Consider the following 14,480-nt stretch of genomic DNA (forward strand, 5'->3'; position numbering starts at 1 on the left):
TTACCTATAGATTTCTTTGTACAGCTCGATAATGTCTTGCTTGCTTGGCTGCCGCCACGTATTCTGCGGGCTTCCGCTTGCAAGAGCGTCATCGGCCATCTTTTCAAGGACGCTGCAATAGGCACCCCGCTCGATGCCAAGCTCGGACATTGTCGGAATCTGGAGTTCAATCAGCAGCGCATGAATCCTTTCAATCAACGACTCAGCAGCCGCATTGTCATTCGCATCGCTTGCAATTCCGCAATAGCGAGCAACTGCAGCAAACCTCCCGGGTGCACCAGTAAGCGCAAAACGAAGGCACGCTTCCATAAGCAGTGCATTGGAGAGCCCATGAGGCACATGGAACATGGCGCCAATAGGCCTCGACATGCCATGAATGATTGTGACTGATGCATTGTTGAAACCAATGCCAGCCTGCAAAGCAGCCAATGACATTGCAGAACGTGCACTCAGATCATCCGGCGTCTCACAGCACTTGCCGAGATTCTCGAGAATCAGTTTGGCTGCAGACAGAGAAAACACTTCGGAAAGCGCCTGGGCCTTGCGGGAGGTATACGATTCGATGGCATGACAGAGGGCGTCAAGGCCTGTGGTTGCAGTGACTCCATGTGGAGCGCTTTTCGTAAATGCCGGATCGATCACCGCAACATCGGGGATGAGCGATTCGCTGGCAATGAGCATCTTCACCTGCGCGGCGGTATCCGTGATGATGGTAAACTGCGTCGCTTCTGAACCTGTCCCCGCTGTTGTAGGTATGGCTACCATTGGGCACGCTGGCCTCGTGAACCTCTTTCCCATGAAGTCAGAGATCTTGCCTTCATAGCCATTCATAAGTGCAATCGCCTTCATGGCATCCATAGGCGAACCGCCGCCAAGGGCAATCAGGAAGTTGCATTCATCCGAGGCAAAACGTCTGACTCCTTTATGGACCACGGTGTCTGTCGGCTCTGCATTGACCTCGTCGTATACGGAATATTGCACTCCGGATGCATCGAGGGCTTCTGTCAGCATCTGCAGGTTGCCAAGTTCTTTCATGACAGCATCTGTAACGATGAGCGCTTTCGATCCGCAACGGGCAAAGGCCGGGGCCGCTTTAGCCAATGCGCCTTCGCCATTGATGATTTTCTTTGGTACGAGGAATTCGCGTGCCATAAACGACACTTCCAATCTTGGCTAGTTTCCGAATACAAGAACATGCAGCGGCTCCTGAAGGAACCTGTTGACGAGATTAATGACGTGCCCAAGGAACAGGGCGGAGACCACTGTTGCCAGTCCAAAACCAGCAAGACTGCCGAGCATGCAGATTGAAAGCAGCACAGCGCTGCAGCACCCAGCCCACTCTTTGTCTGGACGACAATGCCGGCAGCCAGTGCAAGAAGCCCAATGCAATAGATGCGACTCTCAGCACGAGACGCGTCAGTGCGGATTTCTTTTCCGTACCATCAAGGCAGCTCTCGTCATTGTGTGTCCGACTCTGAGACGAGGCGCTATGCACGTGCTACCATCTCGCCATAACGCGATTTCTCGTCTTCGATAAATTCGGCGACCTCTTGTGCCGTCGGCAAAGAATCAGAGCAGTTGTTGCTCCTCACCATCATCGATGCTTCGGCAGAACCGAATTCCAGACAACGAGCAATATCCCATCCTTGGAAAAGACCATAGAGGAAGCCTGAGCCATAGCCATCTCCTCCCCCAAAGCCCTTTCTGGCCTCTACCGGGAATGGCTTTATCGAATAGCTCTTGCCATCGCCCGTATAGGCCGTTGATCCCTGCATTCCATGCTTGATGACAACGATTGTTACGCCTCTGCTCCGCCAATAGGATGCGCTCTGCGTATCGTCCATGCCCGGTGATACGAGATGCTCCATCAGGTCAAATTCTTCACGCGATCCCATGATGATATCTGCCTCTTTGGCGACAGCAGAATAGTAGATTGAGATCGTATCGTCATTTTCCCAGTTATATGGGCGGTAGTCGATATCAAAGATGACCTTTGTGCCAAGTCTCTTCGCAAGAAGAGCAGCCTTGAGGGCGGCTTCCCTAGATGGGCTGGACGCTAATGCCGTACCGGAAATGAGGATGGCCTTTGCTCTGCCAATATAGTCAGGATCGATGTCATCGACACCCAGCTTCAGATCGGCAGCATCGTTTCTATACATGAGAATGTCAGACTTTGACGGGCCCATCATCTCCGTGAATGTAAGGCCCAGCTTCTCTCCGTGAGTACATCTCGTAATATGCGATGTGTCGATACCCAGTCGATTGAAGTAGTCCGATGCAAAGTCACCGAATTGGTCATCGGATATCTTTGCAAAGAAGCCTGCCTTCATGCCATGATGCGTAATCCCAACTGCAATATTTGCTGGAGATCCGCCAATGAACATCTCGAAATAGTGCACATCCTTGAGGGGCTTGAATTCCTCCTTGATAGCATCGCTATACGCAGGGTTGAAATCGAGGGCAATCCTGCCGAGGCAGATGATATCGAGTGGCCGCGATGCATCATAGCCGAACAGATCCATGAGAGCCTCCATAATCTCACAGTTTAGAAGGGGAAGAAGACAAGCGCGAGCGCAACGCCGATGCAGATCAAGGAGGCAATCCTCGCCCTGTTTTCTGCCTGGCTATAAGAATTCACGTTCGAATCCTTTGCGACCCTGGCTGCAAAGGAAGCACGGACCTCTGCCAATAGGCCTATCCCAATGGCCACGGAAATAAGCTGCATTGCCTCTGAGATTTGCATCGTCATCTCTCCTGATAAGGCATATGCGCCGACGCCTAAAACCAATGGCACCAGCGCATAGCGTCTCGCGAACAACAGACTAGGTGTCAGTCAGCTTCTACTCGGCAAGCTCCTTAACAAGCGCCTCAAGCTCCGGATTCTGGCAGTTTGCATAGAAGCAATCGAGGAAATGGCCCGTAAGAGCCGCCTGCACCATTTCGGGGTCAAGAGCGCGAATGATGTCGGGAAGCGGCTTTGCGACGCGCTTCTTCACGTCATCGAGGAGCCTGACGTTGCGGTTCTGCGATTCCTTGCGGTCAGCGGGATAGCCCATGCCCTTCGGCGAGCTGAATGCCCTTGTAAAGATGTTCTCGAGGTTAATCTCTGCGCCCCAGCCAAATCCCTTTGCGTACGGGATTGAAAGAGCGTTCCCATCATTGATCTGGAGGAACAGATACGCATCCGTCGGCTCGATGCAGTAGCCGCAGACAACACCCGGATACATGTTGCAGCTCATGAGAGCTCCCTGGCCAGTGCCGCAGCCCGTCACAACGAAGTCAACGGCCTTCGAGTTGAGCAGAAGGGCAGCCTGGATGCCAATATGCAGATAGGTCAGGCGCGGATTCTCGGGAGTGTAGTCCGACGGCAGATCGTTCGGATTGTCAACCTGCTGCATGCCCGTGTTGTAGACCGTGTGACCAAGAGGCTCGACTACTTTCTTGAGCGTCGAAAGAATGAGCCCGTTCTTGGATGCTTGCGAAAACTCGTTAATCAGTGCGATCTTCATTGTCTGTCCTGCCTCCTCGTGCGTTTTCAGAATGAGGGGTGCGGCACAGCTGTGTCGCACCCTTGTAAGGCCCATTCCTTCGAATCCGAATAGGCTCCGCCATAAACGTATTGGTCATTGGAACCGATAATGTGAATGTAGTCCTTGACGAACTTCTTTACACCTGCCTCGGCTGCAATCTGCAGGGCCATGAAATCAGCCTTCGGATCGTCAGCCAGAAGATCAGTCATGGCATCTTTTGCAGCGTGGAACGCATCGGTGCAGACATTGATCTTGTTGATGCCCCCCGCAACCGCCTTGCGGAGATTCTCCTCTCCCGACCCAGAGCCGCCATGAAGCACAAGCGGCATCTGGAGTTCATCCTTGAGCTCAGCAAGGCGATTGAAATCGAGGATGGGCACATATCCCTTCGGATAATTGCCGTGAGCAGTACCAATGGCTACGGCAAGGGCATCGACCTTCGTGCGATCAACGAACTCGCGTGCCTGCGCAACGTCGGTGTACATGTCATCAGTGCGCCCGTCGCCATCGGCAGCCTGGCCGACATGGCCGAGCTCCGCCTCGACGGAAATGCCCATCGGATGCGCAAGGCTGACGACAGTCGAGGTCTCCTTGATATTCTCCTCAAGGGGAAGAGAAGAGGCGTCAATCATGACATTCGTGAATCCGGCCTGGATTGCACGGATTTCGTCTTCGAGCTTGGAACCATGATCGAGATTGTAGGCTACAGGCACGGTAGCCTTGTTTGCAAGCTCCCTAACGACCGGAACAATCTCGTCAAGATGTGCATGCTTTGCAATCTGTCCTGGACCCATCTGGACGATGATTGGCGAGCGCTCCTCTTCAGCCGCCGTAATCACGGCACGCACCATTTCGATGTTGATGCTGTTCACCGCCATGACGCCGTAGATGCGTTCGTTTGCATGATCGAGGATGCTCTTCATAGAAACTAGCATGAGCCTGAACTCTCTCTTCCTCTTTGAGGTTGAATCAGCCTTTGGGGCCTCGGGTTAGAAGTCGATGTCGAGGTCAACAATCTCTTCCTCGGCGCCCTCCTCTTCGGCCTGCTTCTTCTTGATGATTGCGTAGATAACGCCGGTGACCAGAGAGCCAACAACAAGAGCGACAACAGCCCAAAGCGGATTCGCCATCATCGGGAATACAAAGATTCCGCCGTGGCCAGCAACAGATTCGACGCCCATGCCAACTGCGATAGCGCCAGCAACTCCCGAACCGATCATGGAAGCAGGAATGAAGCGCAGGGGATCTGCCGCAGCGAAGGGAAGAACGCCCTCTGTAATGAAGCAAAGGCCCATCGGGAATGCAGTGATAGCCGTATCACGCTCTGCCTGGCTGAACTTGTCCTTGGCAATGAGGCTTGCAATGAAGACGCCGCAAGGAGGGGTCATGCCACCGATGATCTTTGCAGACATGGGACCATAGACGCCATCGGCACCGAGACCATTTGCAGCCATAGAAGCTGTCTTGTTGACAACACCGCCCATATCGAAGCCCATGCATGCTCCAATGACCGCGCCGATGACTGCCTTGGAGCCGCCATTGAGAGAGATAATCCAGCCCTCAAAAGCGGTCATGATAGATGCCAGTGGACGAACGATGAAGCAGAGGAATATGCCCCCACATACAAGAGTGGAAATAACGGGGATGATGAATACCGGCATGAGGCCGACGGCCCACTTGGGAAGCTTCCACGTCTTCATCCAGAGGACGAAATAGCCGATAACGAAGCCCATCAGAAGGCCGCCGAGGAAGCCGGCCTTAGACATTGCGGATGTATAGCCAATAATGAATCCAGGAACGATGCCGGGGCGTTCCGCAATGGCATAGGCAATGCCTGCCGTAAGAACTGCTACTGCGAAATTCATCGCGTAGGTACCCAGCATGCTGATGCCCCACCAGAAGCCCTGCCATGTAAACGGCTCCATGCCAGAAAATGGTGTTGCCCAGCCCGTAGTGTCATAGAGCGAGCCGATGGTGTAGCCGCCGAAGCCCTTCGCCAGAGCGCCGAGAATGCCACCTGCAACAACCATGGGAATCATGTATGAAATGCCCGTCATGACCGGCTTCTGAATCTCGAACTTCTTCTCTGCCATAAGAACTCCTCCCTTCTTTCTCCTTTTGCTTTGCGCTTGCACGCTCAAAACACAACAATCACTCGTTGAGCTTCTTCTCAATCGTTGCAATGAGACTCTTCGGGCTCTTCATTGCGACCTTGATGGGAATATCGACGACACGCTTGCCCTTGAAGCGGCTCTTGTCTACCGCAATGTCATGGCAGATGATTACAACGTCAGCATCGCGGACCTCATCTTCCGCAAGCACATTCTCTGCGCCGATCGTGCCCTGCGTCTCAATCTTGCACTGATGCCCTGCGGCTTCGGCGGCCTCCTGGATCTTCTGCGCGACAATATACGTATGCGCAATTCCGGCTGTGCAAGCAGTTACTCCGACAATCTTCATGACGCTCATCCTCTCTCGAACCCCACCAGTGCCGTCATTCGCTATTTCGTAAGGACGTCTATCAGCTCCTCCTTTGATCCGACATGCTGAAGCTTGTCAATGACTCCAACGCTCCCCAAACGCCTAGCAAGTTCAGCTTCCGCCTGAAGCTTGGTCGTATACGTTCCGGAGTTCTCCGCACCGTGAATGCAGAACAAGAAGATGAGAGTTACCGGCTCATCGTCGTAGCTCTCCCACTCGATCATCGAGGACGCTCTGCCAATCGCGATTCCGATCCTCTTGGCATGAGAGCTAATGCCATGGGGAATCGCGATGTGGTCCCCCATGCCGGTGATGCCTTCAGCCTCGCGTGCATATATATCAGACACGAATCCTTCTACGTCATCTATGTAGCCATGAGCCAAAAGCAGCTTCGAGAGCTCACGAAGCACCTCACCCTTTGTCGTTGCTTTGAGATCAAGCTCGACGATGTCTTCATCGAGTAATTCTTCAAGTTCCATCGCCTTGCCTCCCGCCTGTTTCAGCTCGCGATCATTACTATCAGCTGTTTGCACATCACGGGAAGCACGCCGTAGGCAGGCGGTATATTTTCGTTCGTAAACGGTTATTAAATACTAGAGAAGCCCGTTATCTTAGGCTTAAAGAATCTAATAATTATGCCTATTAGCCCTTTTATCTGCTATTTTATCATTATCAAAGAATTCGTACTTAAAAATACAAGATTGTGAGCTGAGGATAATATCGAAGATATCGTCTTTTTAAACCTTATTTTCTTATGTTTTCTTTCGTTTTCTATAATTCATTGGAGGATGCCAAGGTCAGCGCATTTAATTTCTACGATTCCACTGAAACGAAAGTGATTCCGAAAGGAGCAAGTAAATGGAATATGAAGAGGTGTTCAGCCTTGAGGACAAGGTCGCTCTTGCGACCGGGGCATCGCATGGCATTGGTTTCACAATTGCGTCTGCGCTTGGCGAGGCCGGCGCAAACGTCGCATTCAACCGTCGTAACGAGGAGCATCTATCCAGGGCTCTTGGGCAGCACCGCAGTGAGGGAATCGATGCGGCCGGCTCTATCTTGGAAAGATGCCTAGGCCGGATAAGCAACCCTAGCGCATAACATAGTCCCCAGGAGCGGTTAGCTGCCAAAAGCAATCTATAGGAGTCCTATGGTGCGCCTCATATTCTCTGACCTGGACGATACATTCCTTGCAAGCGACAAGACCATACCGTACCCAAACCGCCAGATGCTCGAGAAAGCCGCGGCAAGAGGCATCCAGTTCGTTCCCTGCACCGGCAGAAACATGAACGGCATCCCGCCCGCGCTTGCAGAGTACGAGTGCGTGCATTATGCCGTATGCTGCAACGGTGCCCTTGTTGCGGATCTCGACCATGGAAAGATCCTCCACGAGATAGATATCGAGAAGGAGGAAGTCCATCGCCTTTTCGACGCGCTCAAGGACCTGCCCATCACCTTCGACCTCTTCGCAGATGGCCATGTCCTGACCGCACAAGACCGCTGGCACCATCTCGACGAGATTCCCGTGACCGAGGCGACGCGCGCCCATATCAAGGAGGTCAGGACCTGCTACCTAGGAACGACCAGCAGCATGATCGATGCTGCAGGGCGTATCTGCCGTATCAACATCTTTTATCTCGACGACGGGACCAGAGACAAGGTCTGGAAGGCCGTGGATTCCTTCCCTGACCTCATCAGGGCATCCTCCCAGCCCTGCAATGTGGAAGTCACCAAGGTTGGAGCGGACAAGGGAGCAGGACTTCTCTGGCTCGCATCCTATCTGGGCGTGCCAAGAGAAGAGACCGTAGCCTTCGGAGACTCAAGCAACGACATCGCCATGCTCAAGGCGACAGGAGACGGTGTCGCCGTTGCAAACGCACGACCTGAATGCCTGGCCGCAGCAGACCACACTGCCCCTGAGAACAGCAACGGTGGCGTCGGGCTCTACATGGAGGAGCTCTTCAAGAGACAGCCGCGAGAGATCGGATATCGACGCTGAAGTATTCCGTGTTCCCCTGGTTCAGGAAGTTGTTGTATATCTATCGCGACGGTATTCCGCACACGAGCGGCAACGCAGCAAGCCAGACAGGGTCATTCTGCATATGAATGGGGTGCCGCACCATGTGCAGCATCCCATTTCGTTACTTGCCGTTTCCCTATCTACTGCTTCAGAAGCCCCACTCCGTCATGCCATGCCTTTCCGACTTCCTCGCCGACGACCCGGTAGCCGTTGGCAGAAGAATCGAAGATGGTGTGACGGAGCTTGTCCAAGCCGACATGCCCATACGTCAGGATGCTCTCATCAGCCCGCTCGGCCACGACCTTGTCGGTGGGCATCCCGTGCTCATCATCGGAGAGTTCGACCGTGCATTCAGGCGTGAGCGGATGCTCCTCGACGGCCGAGACATCCACATGGGCACCCTTGTGGACATGCGCGTTAGCTTGATCAACCTTGTTCTCTCTGGCCTTCCCGGCAATGCCGAAGTAACCCGCCCCCCAAGAAGGGGCAATCCCTCCTCTTTCGCACTGCGCCAATGAAATACGGGCGATCGGCGTTCCATCTTGTGGGAGGCGGGAGGAATTGGAGACACCAATGCATAGGGCGGGCCGGTACGGCAATACGTTTCCTGAGAGGACTGGAGGCAGGGACATGGGAAGCAGGAAACGCTCAGCACGCGCAAAGGAGAGGGCGAGGTTCCTCTCCGGTCTTGGCGGCATGGACGATGTCTTTGCCGAGGAGGAGGCGCATCAGCGCAAGGCTGAAGACGAGAAGGAAGAAGCCCGCCTCATGAAGGCCTGCCTCTCGAAGCAACGCTATGCAACGCGCCAGGAGGCAGAAGAGACCGCTGCGCTCTGTGCCCAGCATGGAACCCATGGCCTTGCGGTCTACCGGTGTTCCCATTGCGGAGGGTGGCATCTCACGTCGCATCCGTGGAAAGACTGACCTTTGCATAGGACCGCCGCCGCAGCATAGTGCCTGCATGGCGGCCACCAGGACACCTTCGCCAAACCCTCCGTCTGCAGACATCAAGGGCAAATGCACCCGGTTTTATCTGCATGGATTTCTTTTCTGCCAGAAGGGGCAGAACCGACCTTGCTGGGCATCTGGACATCGCACGGCCTCTGGCAAAGATGGAATCTATTTCGTGATGTAACGGTAGGTATCCCCCACCTGGACGAACTCGATTGGCGCATCGGTGCCAATCGCCTCTGCCAACCACGTCGGGGCATAGCGCATGCCAAGCTCCTCGCAGTTGAAGTGGCCCATCTCGAGGATTGCCTTGTGGGCTCCCAGGGTTGCCGCATCCTTCACATACTGCGTAAGCGTGAAGTCGCAGATCTCGAAGGGAACGAAGACGTTCACGTTTCTGGCCTCGCAAGGATGTCTGCATCCATCCTGTCGCCCATCGCATGGCTCGAGAGCCAGATGCGACTGACGGGCATCGAGGTTGCCGACACAGCGCAGGCCATCGAGATGAAGGGCATCGATGAAGAGTTCCGCAAGCTCTCTCGGCGTCGTCTCGGGAATTTCGAAGCGCTGGCGCTGGCCAGGGACGGCAAATACGATGAGGCGAAGGCCAGGCTCGAGGCTGCGGACAAGGCACAGCTTACGGCCCACAACCTCCAGACGGAGCTTCTCCAGAAGGAGGCATCGGGCGACCACACGCCGGTTGATGTGTTTCTTGTCCATGCACAGGACCATCTGATGTGCGCGATGCTCGCTGTCGAGCTCATCAAGGAGATGGTGTATCTCTACGAGTGCAAGCGGGATCGCTAGGGATTCCGCACAATCTGAGGGCGCGCAGGGCATAAGGCCTGCGCGCCTTCTTTCATATCTCGGCATGTTGATTCCCGTCTGGCTGAATGAGACTCCGTCCGGATCAGGCAGTACGGCAGGGTATAGGTTTGCTGTCCAGGTACTTGCCATGCAGAGGGAGACAGCGGATGGAGACAGTCCTCGCGTTTCTCAAAGACACCTTCATGCCTGCAACCCTTCTGCCGGAAGGTCAGGGCTGGCCGGGGCATCTCGTCCCCCATGCCCTTGGCATCCTCGGTATCTGGGTCCTCATGCACAAGCTGTATGGGAAGCTGCACGGAATCGAGAAGGCCGCATATCCCCTGCTTGGAGGCTTAATTTATGCCGAATGCTGCAAACGCCTCATTAACAATTCGGCCCTTTCTTGATGAGATTGTGAAGTACTGGGATACTTGCCTCTCGTAACTGATGGTGGTGGTATCCGGAAGGCAGGTGCCTTCTGCTTCTTGGGTACTGTCTTCGCGAGAAAGGGTACAGATGGAAGCACTCAAGCTCCTTGGCATCCTGATCGTCGTGATCGGATTCGCACTCAAGTGGGATTCGATCTTGACGATTATGGCTGCCGCTGTCGTCACTGCCCTCATTGCCGGCATGGATCCTCTGGTGTTCCTGCAGACGCTCGGCAAGAGCTTCGTCTCGAACCGCAACATGCTCATCACGGTCGTCGTGTTCCTGCTGACAGGCACGCTCGAAAGGAACGGCCTCAAGGAAGCGGCGAGAGACGTGATGGCAAAGGTGAAGAACGCCACAGCCGGCCTCGTGCTCGGTGCCTACGGCGTCTTCCGTGTCATCTTCGCTGCCTTCAACGTGAGCTTCGGCGGTGTCGCCGGCTTCGTCAAGCCTGTTGTCATGCCCATGGCTGAGGCGGCAGACGAGGCAAGGGGTCACAAGATGTCCCACAAGCACCATGAGGGGCTCAAGGCCATGGCAGCAGGCATGGAGAACGTTGCCTGGTTCTTCGGCCAAGTGCTCTTCGTTGGCACCTCGGGCATGCTGCTCGTCCAGGGCACGATGTCCGATCTCGGCTACACGGTCGACCTTCCCCAGCTCGCCGCCATCCAGATTCCCGTTGCGATCGTCGCAGTCGTCGTCACGACGATCTACTACGCAATCGTCGACAAGAAGCTCACGAAGGAAGACCCAAAGCAGCTCGAAGCTGAAGCAGCAGCAGGCGTGAAGGGGGATGAGGATTGATGGGCATCATCGAATTCTTCCAGAGCGCAGATGTGACGCTCTCCCAGAAGCTCCTCGAGATCGTCTATCTCATCATCGGCCTCGTTTGCATCTATGCCGGCGTCCGCAACACAAAGGATGAGACGAACGAGAAGAGAATCGGCACGACCTTCTTCTGGTGCATCCTGGGCGTCCTCTTCATCGTCGGTCCCTGGGTGCCCTATGAGGTCGATGGCGTCCTCGTGATCCTCATGGTCATCCCGCCAATCACAAGGCAGGTCGGCAAGGGCGAGGATGTCACGAAGCCCACAGAGGCAGAGACCCATGCCGGCTACAGGCAGCTCGGCACGAAGATCTTCATCCCTGCCTTCTCAATCGGTGCCATCGCTCTAGTCTTTGCACTGTTCACGAAGATCAGCTCCCTTGTCGGCATCGCGGTTGGCGTCTTCATCGGCATGATCATCCTGCACTTCATGCGTCCAAAGCAGAACACGATGAAGGTCTACCTCGAGGATTCCCGCCGCATGCTTGATATCGTGGGGACGCTCATCATGCTCCCGACCCTGCTTGCTATCTTGGGCTCTGTTTTCACGGCGGCAGGCGTTGGCACCGTCATCTCCGATATCGTCGGTGCCATCATCCCGCAGGGCAACATGGTCATTGGCATCGTCGTCTACTGCGTCGGCATGGCCCTCTTCACGATGGTCATGGGCAATGCCTTTGCCGCCATCACGGTCATGACGGTAGGCATCGGGGCTCCGTTCGTGCTGTCTTTGGGCGCAGACCCTGTCATCGTGGGCTCGCTGGCCCTCACCTGCGGCTACTGCGGCACGCTCATGACGCCGATGGCAGCGAACTTCAACATCGTGCCTGTCGCGATCCTCGAGATGGACGACGAGTACGGCGTCATCAAGAAGCAGATCGTCCCTGCCCTCATCATGCTCGCCTTCCAGATCCTCCTCATGGTCTGCCTGGTCGCTCTGTAGGATGCGCCGTATCTGGGTAAAGAGATAGAAAGCGCAGGAAGAGAGCCTGCCTTCGGGCAGGCTCTTCTGGGAGAGAGAAGGATCTCGATGAAGAAGATTTTGGTAACCGGCTTCCAGCCGTTCGGCGGCGAGACCATGAACCCGGCCTGGGAGGCCGTGCGCAGGCTTCCCGACACGATTGCCGGCGCCTCCGTCACGAAGGTCGAGATTCCCGTCGTCTTCGGCAAGGGTCCCGAGGCCGTGGAGAAGGCAATCGACGAGGTCCAGCCTGACCTCGTGCTCTGCGTCGGCCAGGCAGGCGGACGTGCAAAAATCACGCCTGAGTTTGTCGGCATCAACTATGCCGATGCCCGCATCCCGGACAATGACGGCAACCAGCCGGTGGCAGAGAAGATCGCAGAAGACGGCCCTGACGCCTACTTCGCGACGCTTCCCGTCAAGGCCATGGTCCAGGCCATGGACGAGGCAGGCATCCCGGCAGAGGTCTCCTACACGGCCGGCACCTACGTCTGCAACGACGTGATGTATTCCCTGCTGCATACGCTTGCGACCCGCCGCCCGAGCGTCCGCGGCGGCTTCCTTCACGTCCCGTATGCGACGGAGCAAGCCTGCCACCTACCATCCTCGACGCCGAGCATGTCGCTCGACATGATGGCCCACGGCATCGCACTTGGCCTTGCGGCTGCTGTCGAGCACGAGGACGATGTGAAGACGGCGACCGGCACGACGCACTAGCCAGACATCCGTGAAGGATCTGTGGGAAGCCCCGGAAGATCCTGCTCTTCCGGGGCTTCCTTCGTCTTTTGTCATGGATTCGTCGACCCCTATTACTGGCAGGTCGTGAATCAGGCAGCAGAGTGGCTGCGCACCCGCATCTGGCACTAGCCACAGCAATCCGACCTCTTAGGTAACCGCATACCGCACACCCAGCCCCCGGTCGAGCATGACGTCCCACCCGCCGTCAATCACCACGTGGCGAGCATGGATGGCGTGCGGCTCGTCCAGGTGGTAGGAGAAGTCGATTCCTATGGGCCGCAGGGATTCGGCGATACGGTTCAGGTAGACGGTCTGCTGGGAGTCAGGATACTCGTCGGGCAAGGTCAGCAGGCGGACACCCGCCTCGGAGGATGAGCAGTTCGAAGTGGCTCGGGATCACCTCGAGGGGCTCCTTGAGGTTCCTGCGCTGGTAGAACTGGCGGATGTAGGGGTCAACGATCTCGACCTTGCGCACAACGTAGCCCATGAAGTTGTCGTTGCGCTTCCTGTCGAGATCGTCCGGGCCAGAAATCCCGCCGGCCTTCCCCCTCGTCAAGAGAGATGCGAACCTTTCGGGCCAGAGGGCATAGGCAAACCGTTCGCACCCTCCTCGACACCAAGTACAATCGCTCCCCCGTCAGCGAGAGTGAGCGATAGCCACATCATCTCCCGGTCAATAGCCGTCCGTTACATCCTTAAAATCCCCTCTTGCAGTGTGGATACGAGAAGATGCCGGGCGCGCATGCGCCGATGTAGAATCGAGGCGAGGGGTTCCGTCGGCGAGAGTGCGTCGGTGGGCGGCGGCGCTCTCGTGACGTGGTGGTCCTTGGCGCCGCCGTCGACCGATGCGGCAAGGACCACCACCATGTCGGCCAGATGGCACGTCCCATCAGCCTCCGCCACGCCCTGGGACGGCGTCGACGACGCGTCGCTCACGCCCGCCCAGCGCCTGGCGGTGGGGGCGCAGAGGGACGCATACGAGAGGGCGCACTCGCCCGGGCCGCACGACGCGGCCTTCTCCAACGGCTACCGGCGCGTCGCGTGCCCCGCGTGCGGCTCCGCGGCCGTCGTGAGGCGGGGGCTCGACGGCCGGGGCGTCCAGAGGTACCTGTGCGGGTGCTGCGGGAGGGGCTTCACGCCGCTCACCGGCACCATCTTCGAGGGTCACAGGCTGTCGCTCGCGGGCTGGCTCGAGTCCCTGCTCGGCATCATGTCCCACGAGAGCCTCGCGGGCATCGCGAGGCGCGGCCGCAGGTCGCCGACCACGCCTCCCTACCAGCTCGCGAAGCTTTTCCTCGTGCTCGACGGCATCCAGGACGGCGTCGTGCTCCCGGGGCGCGTGCGGGCCGACGAGGTGATGTACCCGGTCCCCGCGGCCGCGGCGGCCGTCTCCCCTTCCGGCCGCAGGCAGGGGGCTCCTACTCCCGCAACAGCACCTGCGTCGCGATAGCCTGCGAGGAGCGCGAGGGCGGGTCGTCGGTCTTCCGCGTGCTCGGGCGCGGGAAGCCGGGCGGGGAGCGGACCAAGGCCGCCTACTGCCTGTTAGCGTCAATTAGGAAATCACCAATCCGCACAACTTTCAGGCGCCAATCGCGCCAATGTTCTTTCGCCACTCAGGCAAGCGGACCATCGCCGCTTCCGGCGTCCCCGCGGGCTCGCGGCTGGGCCTCCTGCCCCATCACCTCCCTCGCCCTGTAGGACTTGCCCGTGATCTTGATCACGTGGCAGTGGTGGCAGGCC

Annotated in this window: 21 protein-coding genes; 9 read left to right on the plus strand and 12 right to left on the minus strand. The window is 56.8% G+C overall.

The features are described from left to right. The 8 genes from E0E00_RS02920 to E0E00_RS02955 all read right to left on the minus strand — a co-directional run bounded on the left by E0E00_RS02920 (position 1) and on the right by E0E00_RS02955 (position 6,490). Positions 1–1,152, minus strand: a complete 1,152-nt coding sequence (locus E0E00_RS02920; protein WP_130811096.1) for an iron-containing alcohol dehydrogenase — start codon at positions 1,150–1,152, stop codon at positions 1–3. 335 nt (positions 1,153–1,487) lie between these two features. Continuing rightward, positions 1,488–2,522, minus strand: a complete 1,035-nt coding sequence (gene iolC, locus E0E00_RS02925) for a 5-dehydro-2-deoxygluconokinase (protein ID WP_130811097.1) — start codon at positions 2,520–2,522, stop codon at positions 1,488–1,490. A gap of 23 nt (positions 2,523–2,545) precedes the next feature. Then, positions 2,546–2,743, minus strand: a complete 198-nt coding sequence (locus E0E00_RS02930) for a hypothetical protein (RefSeq protein ID WP_130811098.1) — start codon at positions 2,741–2,743, stop codon at positions 2,546–2,548. Between the two features lie 97 nt (positions 2,744–2,840). Then, positions 2,841–3,509 (minus strand): RpiB/LacA/LacB family sugar-phosphate isomerase, encoded by a 669-nt coding sequence (locus E0E00_RS02935; protein WP_130811099.1) that lies wholly within the window; start codon positions 3,507–3,509, stop codon positions 2,841–2,843. Positions 3,510–3,535: 26 nt separating this feature from the next. Continuing rightward, on the minus strand, positions 3,536–4,453 hold the full coding sequence (locus E0E00_RS02940) for a class II fructose-bisphosphate aldolase (RefSeq protein WP_242622107.1): 918 nt from the start codon (positions 4,451–4,453) through the stop codon (positions 3,536–3,538). Positions 4,454–4,519: 66 nt separating this feature from the next. Further along, complete coding sequence (locus E0E00_RS02945) at positions 4,520–5,623, minus strand: PTS fructose transporter subunit IIC (protein ID WP_130811101.1); 1,104 nt, start codon at positions 5,621–5,623, stop codon at positions 4,520–4,522. A 58-nt stretch (positions 5,624–5,681) separates the two neighbouring features. Next, positions 5,682–5,990 carry a PTS fructose transporter subunit IIB gene (locus E0E00_RS02950; RefSeq protein ID WP_130811102.1) on the minus strand — a complete coding sequence of 103 codons (309 nt, stop codon included), beginning with the start codon at positions 5,988–5,990 and terminating at the stop codon, positions 5,682–5,684. Positions 5,991–6,031: 41 nt separating this feature from the next. Then, positions 6,032–6,490, minus strand: a complete 459-nt coding sequence (locus E0E00_RS02955; protein ID WP_130811103.1) for a PTS sugar transporter subunit IIA — start codon at positions 6,488–6,490, stop codon at positions 6,032–6,034. A 379-nt stretch (positions 6,491–6,869) separates the two neighbouring features. Here E0E00_RS02955 and E0E00_RS15300 point away from each other — a divergent pair, with 379 nt between their 5' ends. Both E0E00_RS15300 and E0E00_RS02965 read left to right on the plus strand, forming a co-directional pair. Beyond that, entirely contained in the window at positions 6,870–7,109 is a 240-nt protein-coding gene (locus E0E00_RS15300; RefSeq protein ID WP_130811104.1) for an SDR family NAD(P)-dependent oxidoreductase, read from the plus strand. Positions 7,110–7,158: 49 nt separating this feature from the next. Next, positions 7,159–8,007 carry an HAD family hydrolase gene (locus E0E00_RS02965; RefSeq protein ID WP_130811105.1) on the plus strand — a complete coding sequence of 283 codons (849 nt, stop codon included), beginning with the start codon at positions 7,159–7,161 and terminating at the stop codon, positions 8,005–8,007. A gap of 161 nt (positions 8,008–8,168) precedes the next feature. Here the strand turns inward: E0E00_RS02965 and E0E00_RS02970 are convergent, their stop codons facing one another. Next, positions 8,169–8,420: a hypothetical protein gene (locus E0E00_RS02970; protein WP_130811106.1), complete on the minus strand. Its 252-nt coding sequence runs from the start codon at positions 8,418–8,420 to the stop codon at positions 8,169–8,171. Positions 8,421–8,658: 238 nt separating this feature from the next. On the opposite strand from E0E00_RS02970, the gene E0E00_RS02975 reads away from it, so the two are divergent. Continuing rightward, positions 8,659–8,952, plus strand: a complete 294-nt coding sequence (locus E0E00_RS02975; RefSeq protein WP_130811107.1) for a hypothetical protein — start codon at positions 8,659–8,661, stop codon at positions 8,950–8,952. Positions 8,953–9,147: 195 nt separating this feature from the next. Here E0E00_RS02975 and E0E00_RS02980 read toward each other — a convergent pair whose 3' ends face one another. Further along, on the minus strand, positions 9,148–9,372 hold the full coding sequence (locus tag E0E00_RS02980; protein ID WP_130811108.1) for a hypothetical protein: 225 nt from the start codon (positions 9,370–9,372) through the stop codon (positions 9,148–9,150). Between the two features lie 18 nt (positions 9,373–9,390). On the opposite strand from E0E00_RS02980, the gene E0E00_RS02985 reads away from it, so the two are divergent. From E0E00_RS02985 to pcp, 5 genes are all read left to right on the plus strand, one after another. Then, complete coding sequence (locus E0E00_RS02985; protein WP_242622108.1) at positions 9,391–9,786, plus strand: PTS lactose/cellobiose transporter subunit IIA; 396 nt, start codon at positions 9,391–9,393, stop codon at positions 9,784–9,786. A gap of 167 nt (positions 9,787–9,953) precedes the next feature. After that, the gene (locus E0E00_RS02990) at positions 9,954–10,193 is read left to right on the plus strand and encodes a hypothetical protein (protein ID WP_130811109.1); all 240 of its coding nucleotides are present in this window, start codon (positions 9,954–9,956) and stop codon (positions 10,191–10,193) included. A gap of 109 nt (positions 10,194–10,302) precedes the next feature. Continuing rightward, positions 10,303–11,019, plus strand: coding sequence for a 5-oxoproline transporter, DUF969 family subunit (locus E0E00_RS02995; RefSeq protein WP_130811110.1), 717 nt, complete (start codon positions 10,303–10,305; stop codon positions 11,017–11,019). Further along, a complete protein-coding gene (locus E0E00_RS03000; RefSeq protein ID WP_130811111.1) occupies positions 11,019–11,984 on the plus strand; it encodes a DUF979 domain-containing protein in 966 nt (321 codons plus the stop codon). Before E0E00_RS02995 ends, E0E00_RS03000 begins: the two co-directional genes overlap by 1 nt. Positions 11,985–12,071: 87 nt before the next feature. Then, positions 12,072–12,719, plus strand: a complete 648-nt coding sequence (pcp, locus tag E0E00_RS03005) for a pyroglutamyl-peptidase I (RefSeq protein ID WP_130811112.1) — start codon at positions 12,072–12,074, stop codon at positions 12,717–12,719. Positions 12,720–12,887: 168 nt separating this feature from the next. On the opposite strand, the gene E0E00_RS03010 is transcribed toward pcp, so the two are convergent. Further along, entirely contained in the window at positions 12,888–13,082 is a 195-nt protein-coding gene (locus tag E0E00_RS03010) for an MIT C-terminal domain-containing protein (RefSeq protein WP_130811113.1), read from the minus strand. Further along, positions 13,063–13,296, minus strand: coding sequence for a hypothetical protein (locus E0E00_RS03015; RefSeq protein WP_130811114.1), 234 nt, complete (start codon positions 13,294–13,296; stop codon positions 13,063–13,065). Before E0E00_RS03015 ends, E0E00_RS03010 begins: the two co-directional genes overlap by 20 nt. Before the next feature lie 186 nt (positions 13,297–13,482). Between E0E00_RS03015 and E0E00_RS03020 the strand changes: the two genes are divergently transcribed. After that, positions 13,483–14,190 carry an IS1 family transposase gene (locus E0E00_RS03020; RefSeq protein ID WP_130811115.1) on the plus strand — a complete coding sequence of 236 codons (708 nt, stop codon included), beginning with the start codon at positions 13,483–13,485 and terminating at the stop codon, positions 14,188–14,190. Positions 14,191–14,480: the final 290 nt, after the last annotated feature.

The organism is Olsenella sp. Marseille-P4559, assembly GCF_900605015.1.
In the GTDB taxonomy this organism is placed as follows: domain Bacteria; phylum Actinomycetota; class Coriobacteriia; order Coriobacteriales; family Atopobiaceae; genus Tractidigestivibacter.

What these genes read in the sequence shown, in the direction of transcription:
- E0E00_RS02920 (WP_130811096.1), bottom strand. Translation starts at nt 1,152, where the DNA reads ATGGCACGCGAATTCCTCGTACCAAAGAAAATCATCAATGGCGAAGGC.
- iolC (WP_130811097.1), bottom strand. Translation starts at nt 2,522, where the DNA reads ATGGATCTGTTCGGCTATGATGCATCGCGGCCACTCGATATCATCTGC.
- E0E00_RS02930 (WP_130811098.1), bottom strand. Translation starts at nt 2,743, where the DNA reads ATGCAAATCTCAGAGGCAATGCAGCTTATTTCCGTGGCCATTGGGATA.
- E0E00_RS02935 (WP_130811099.1), bottom strand. Translation starts at nt 3,509, where the DNA reads ATGAAGATCGCACTGATTAACGAGTTTTCGCAAGCATCCAAGAACGGG.
- E0E00_RS02940 (WP_242622107.1), bottom strand. Translation starts at nt 4,453, where the DNA reads ATGAAGAGCATCCTCGATCATGCAAACGAACGCATCTACGGCGTCATG.
- E0E00_RS02945 (WP_130811101.1), bottom strand. Translation starts at nt 5,623, where the DNA reads ATGGCAGAGAAGAAGTTCGAGATTCAGAAGCCGGTCATGACGGGCATT.
- E0E00_RS02950 (WP_130811102.1), bottom strand. Translation starts at nt 5,990, where the DNA reads ATGAAGATTGTCGGAGTAACTGCTTGCACAGCCGGAATTGCGCATACG.
- E0E00_RS02955 (WP_130811103.1), bottom strand. Translation starts at nt 6,490, where the DNA reads ATGGAACTTGAAGAATTACTCGATGAAGACATCGTCGAGCTTGATCTC.
- E0E00_RS15300 (WP_130811104.1), top strand. Translation starts at nt 6,870, where the DNA reads ATGGAATATGAAGAGGTGTTCAGCCTTGAGGACAAGGTCGCTCTTGCG.
- E0E00_RS02965 (WP_130811105.1), top strand. Translation starts at nt 7,159, where the DNA reads ATGGTGCGCCTCATATTCTCTGACCTGGACGATACATTCCTTGCAAGC.
- E0E00_RS02975 (WP_130811107.1), top strand. Translation starts at nt 8,659, where the DNA reads ATGGGAAGCAGGAAACGCTCAGCACGCGCAAAGGAGAGGGCGAGGTTC.
- E0E00_RS02985 (WP_242622108.1), top strand. Translation starts at nt 9,391, where the DNA reads ATGTCTGCATCCATCCTGTCGCCCATCGCATGGCTCGAGAGCCAGATG.
- E0E00_RS02990 (WP_130811109.1), top strand. Translation starts at nt 9,954, where the DNA reads ATGGAGACAGTCCTCGCGTTTCTCAAAGACACCTTCATGCCTGCAACC.
- E0E00_RS02995 (WP_130811110.1), top strand. Translation starts at nt 10,303, where the DNA reads ATGGAAGCACTCAAGCTCCTTGGCATCCTGATCGTCGTGATCGGATTC.
- E0E00_RS03000 (WP_130811111.1), top strand. Translation starts at nt 11,019, where the DNA reads ATGGGCATCATCGAATTCTTCCAGAGCGCAGATGTGACGCTCTCCCAG.
- pcp (WP_130811112.1), top strand. Translation starts at nt 12,072, where the DNA reads ATGAAGAAGATTTTGGTAACCGGCTTCCAGCCGTTCGGCGGCGAGACC.
- E0E00_RS03020 (WP_130811115.1), top strand. Translation starts at nt 13,483, where the DNA reads ATGCGCCGATGTAGAATCGAGGCGAGGGGTTCCGTCGGCGAGAGTGCG.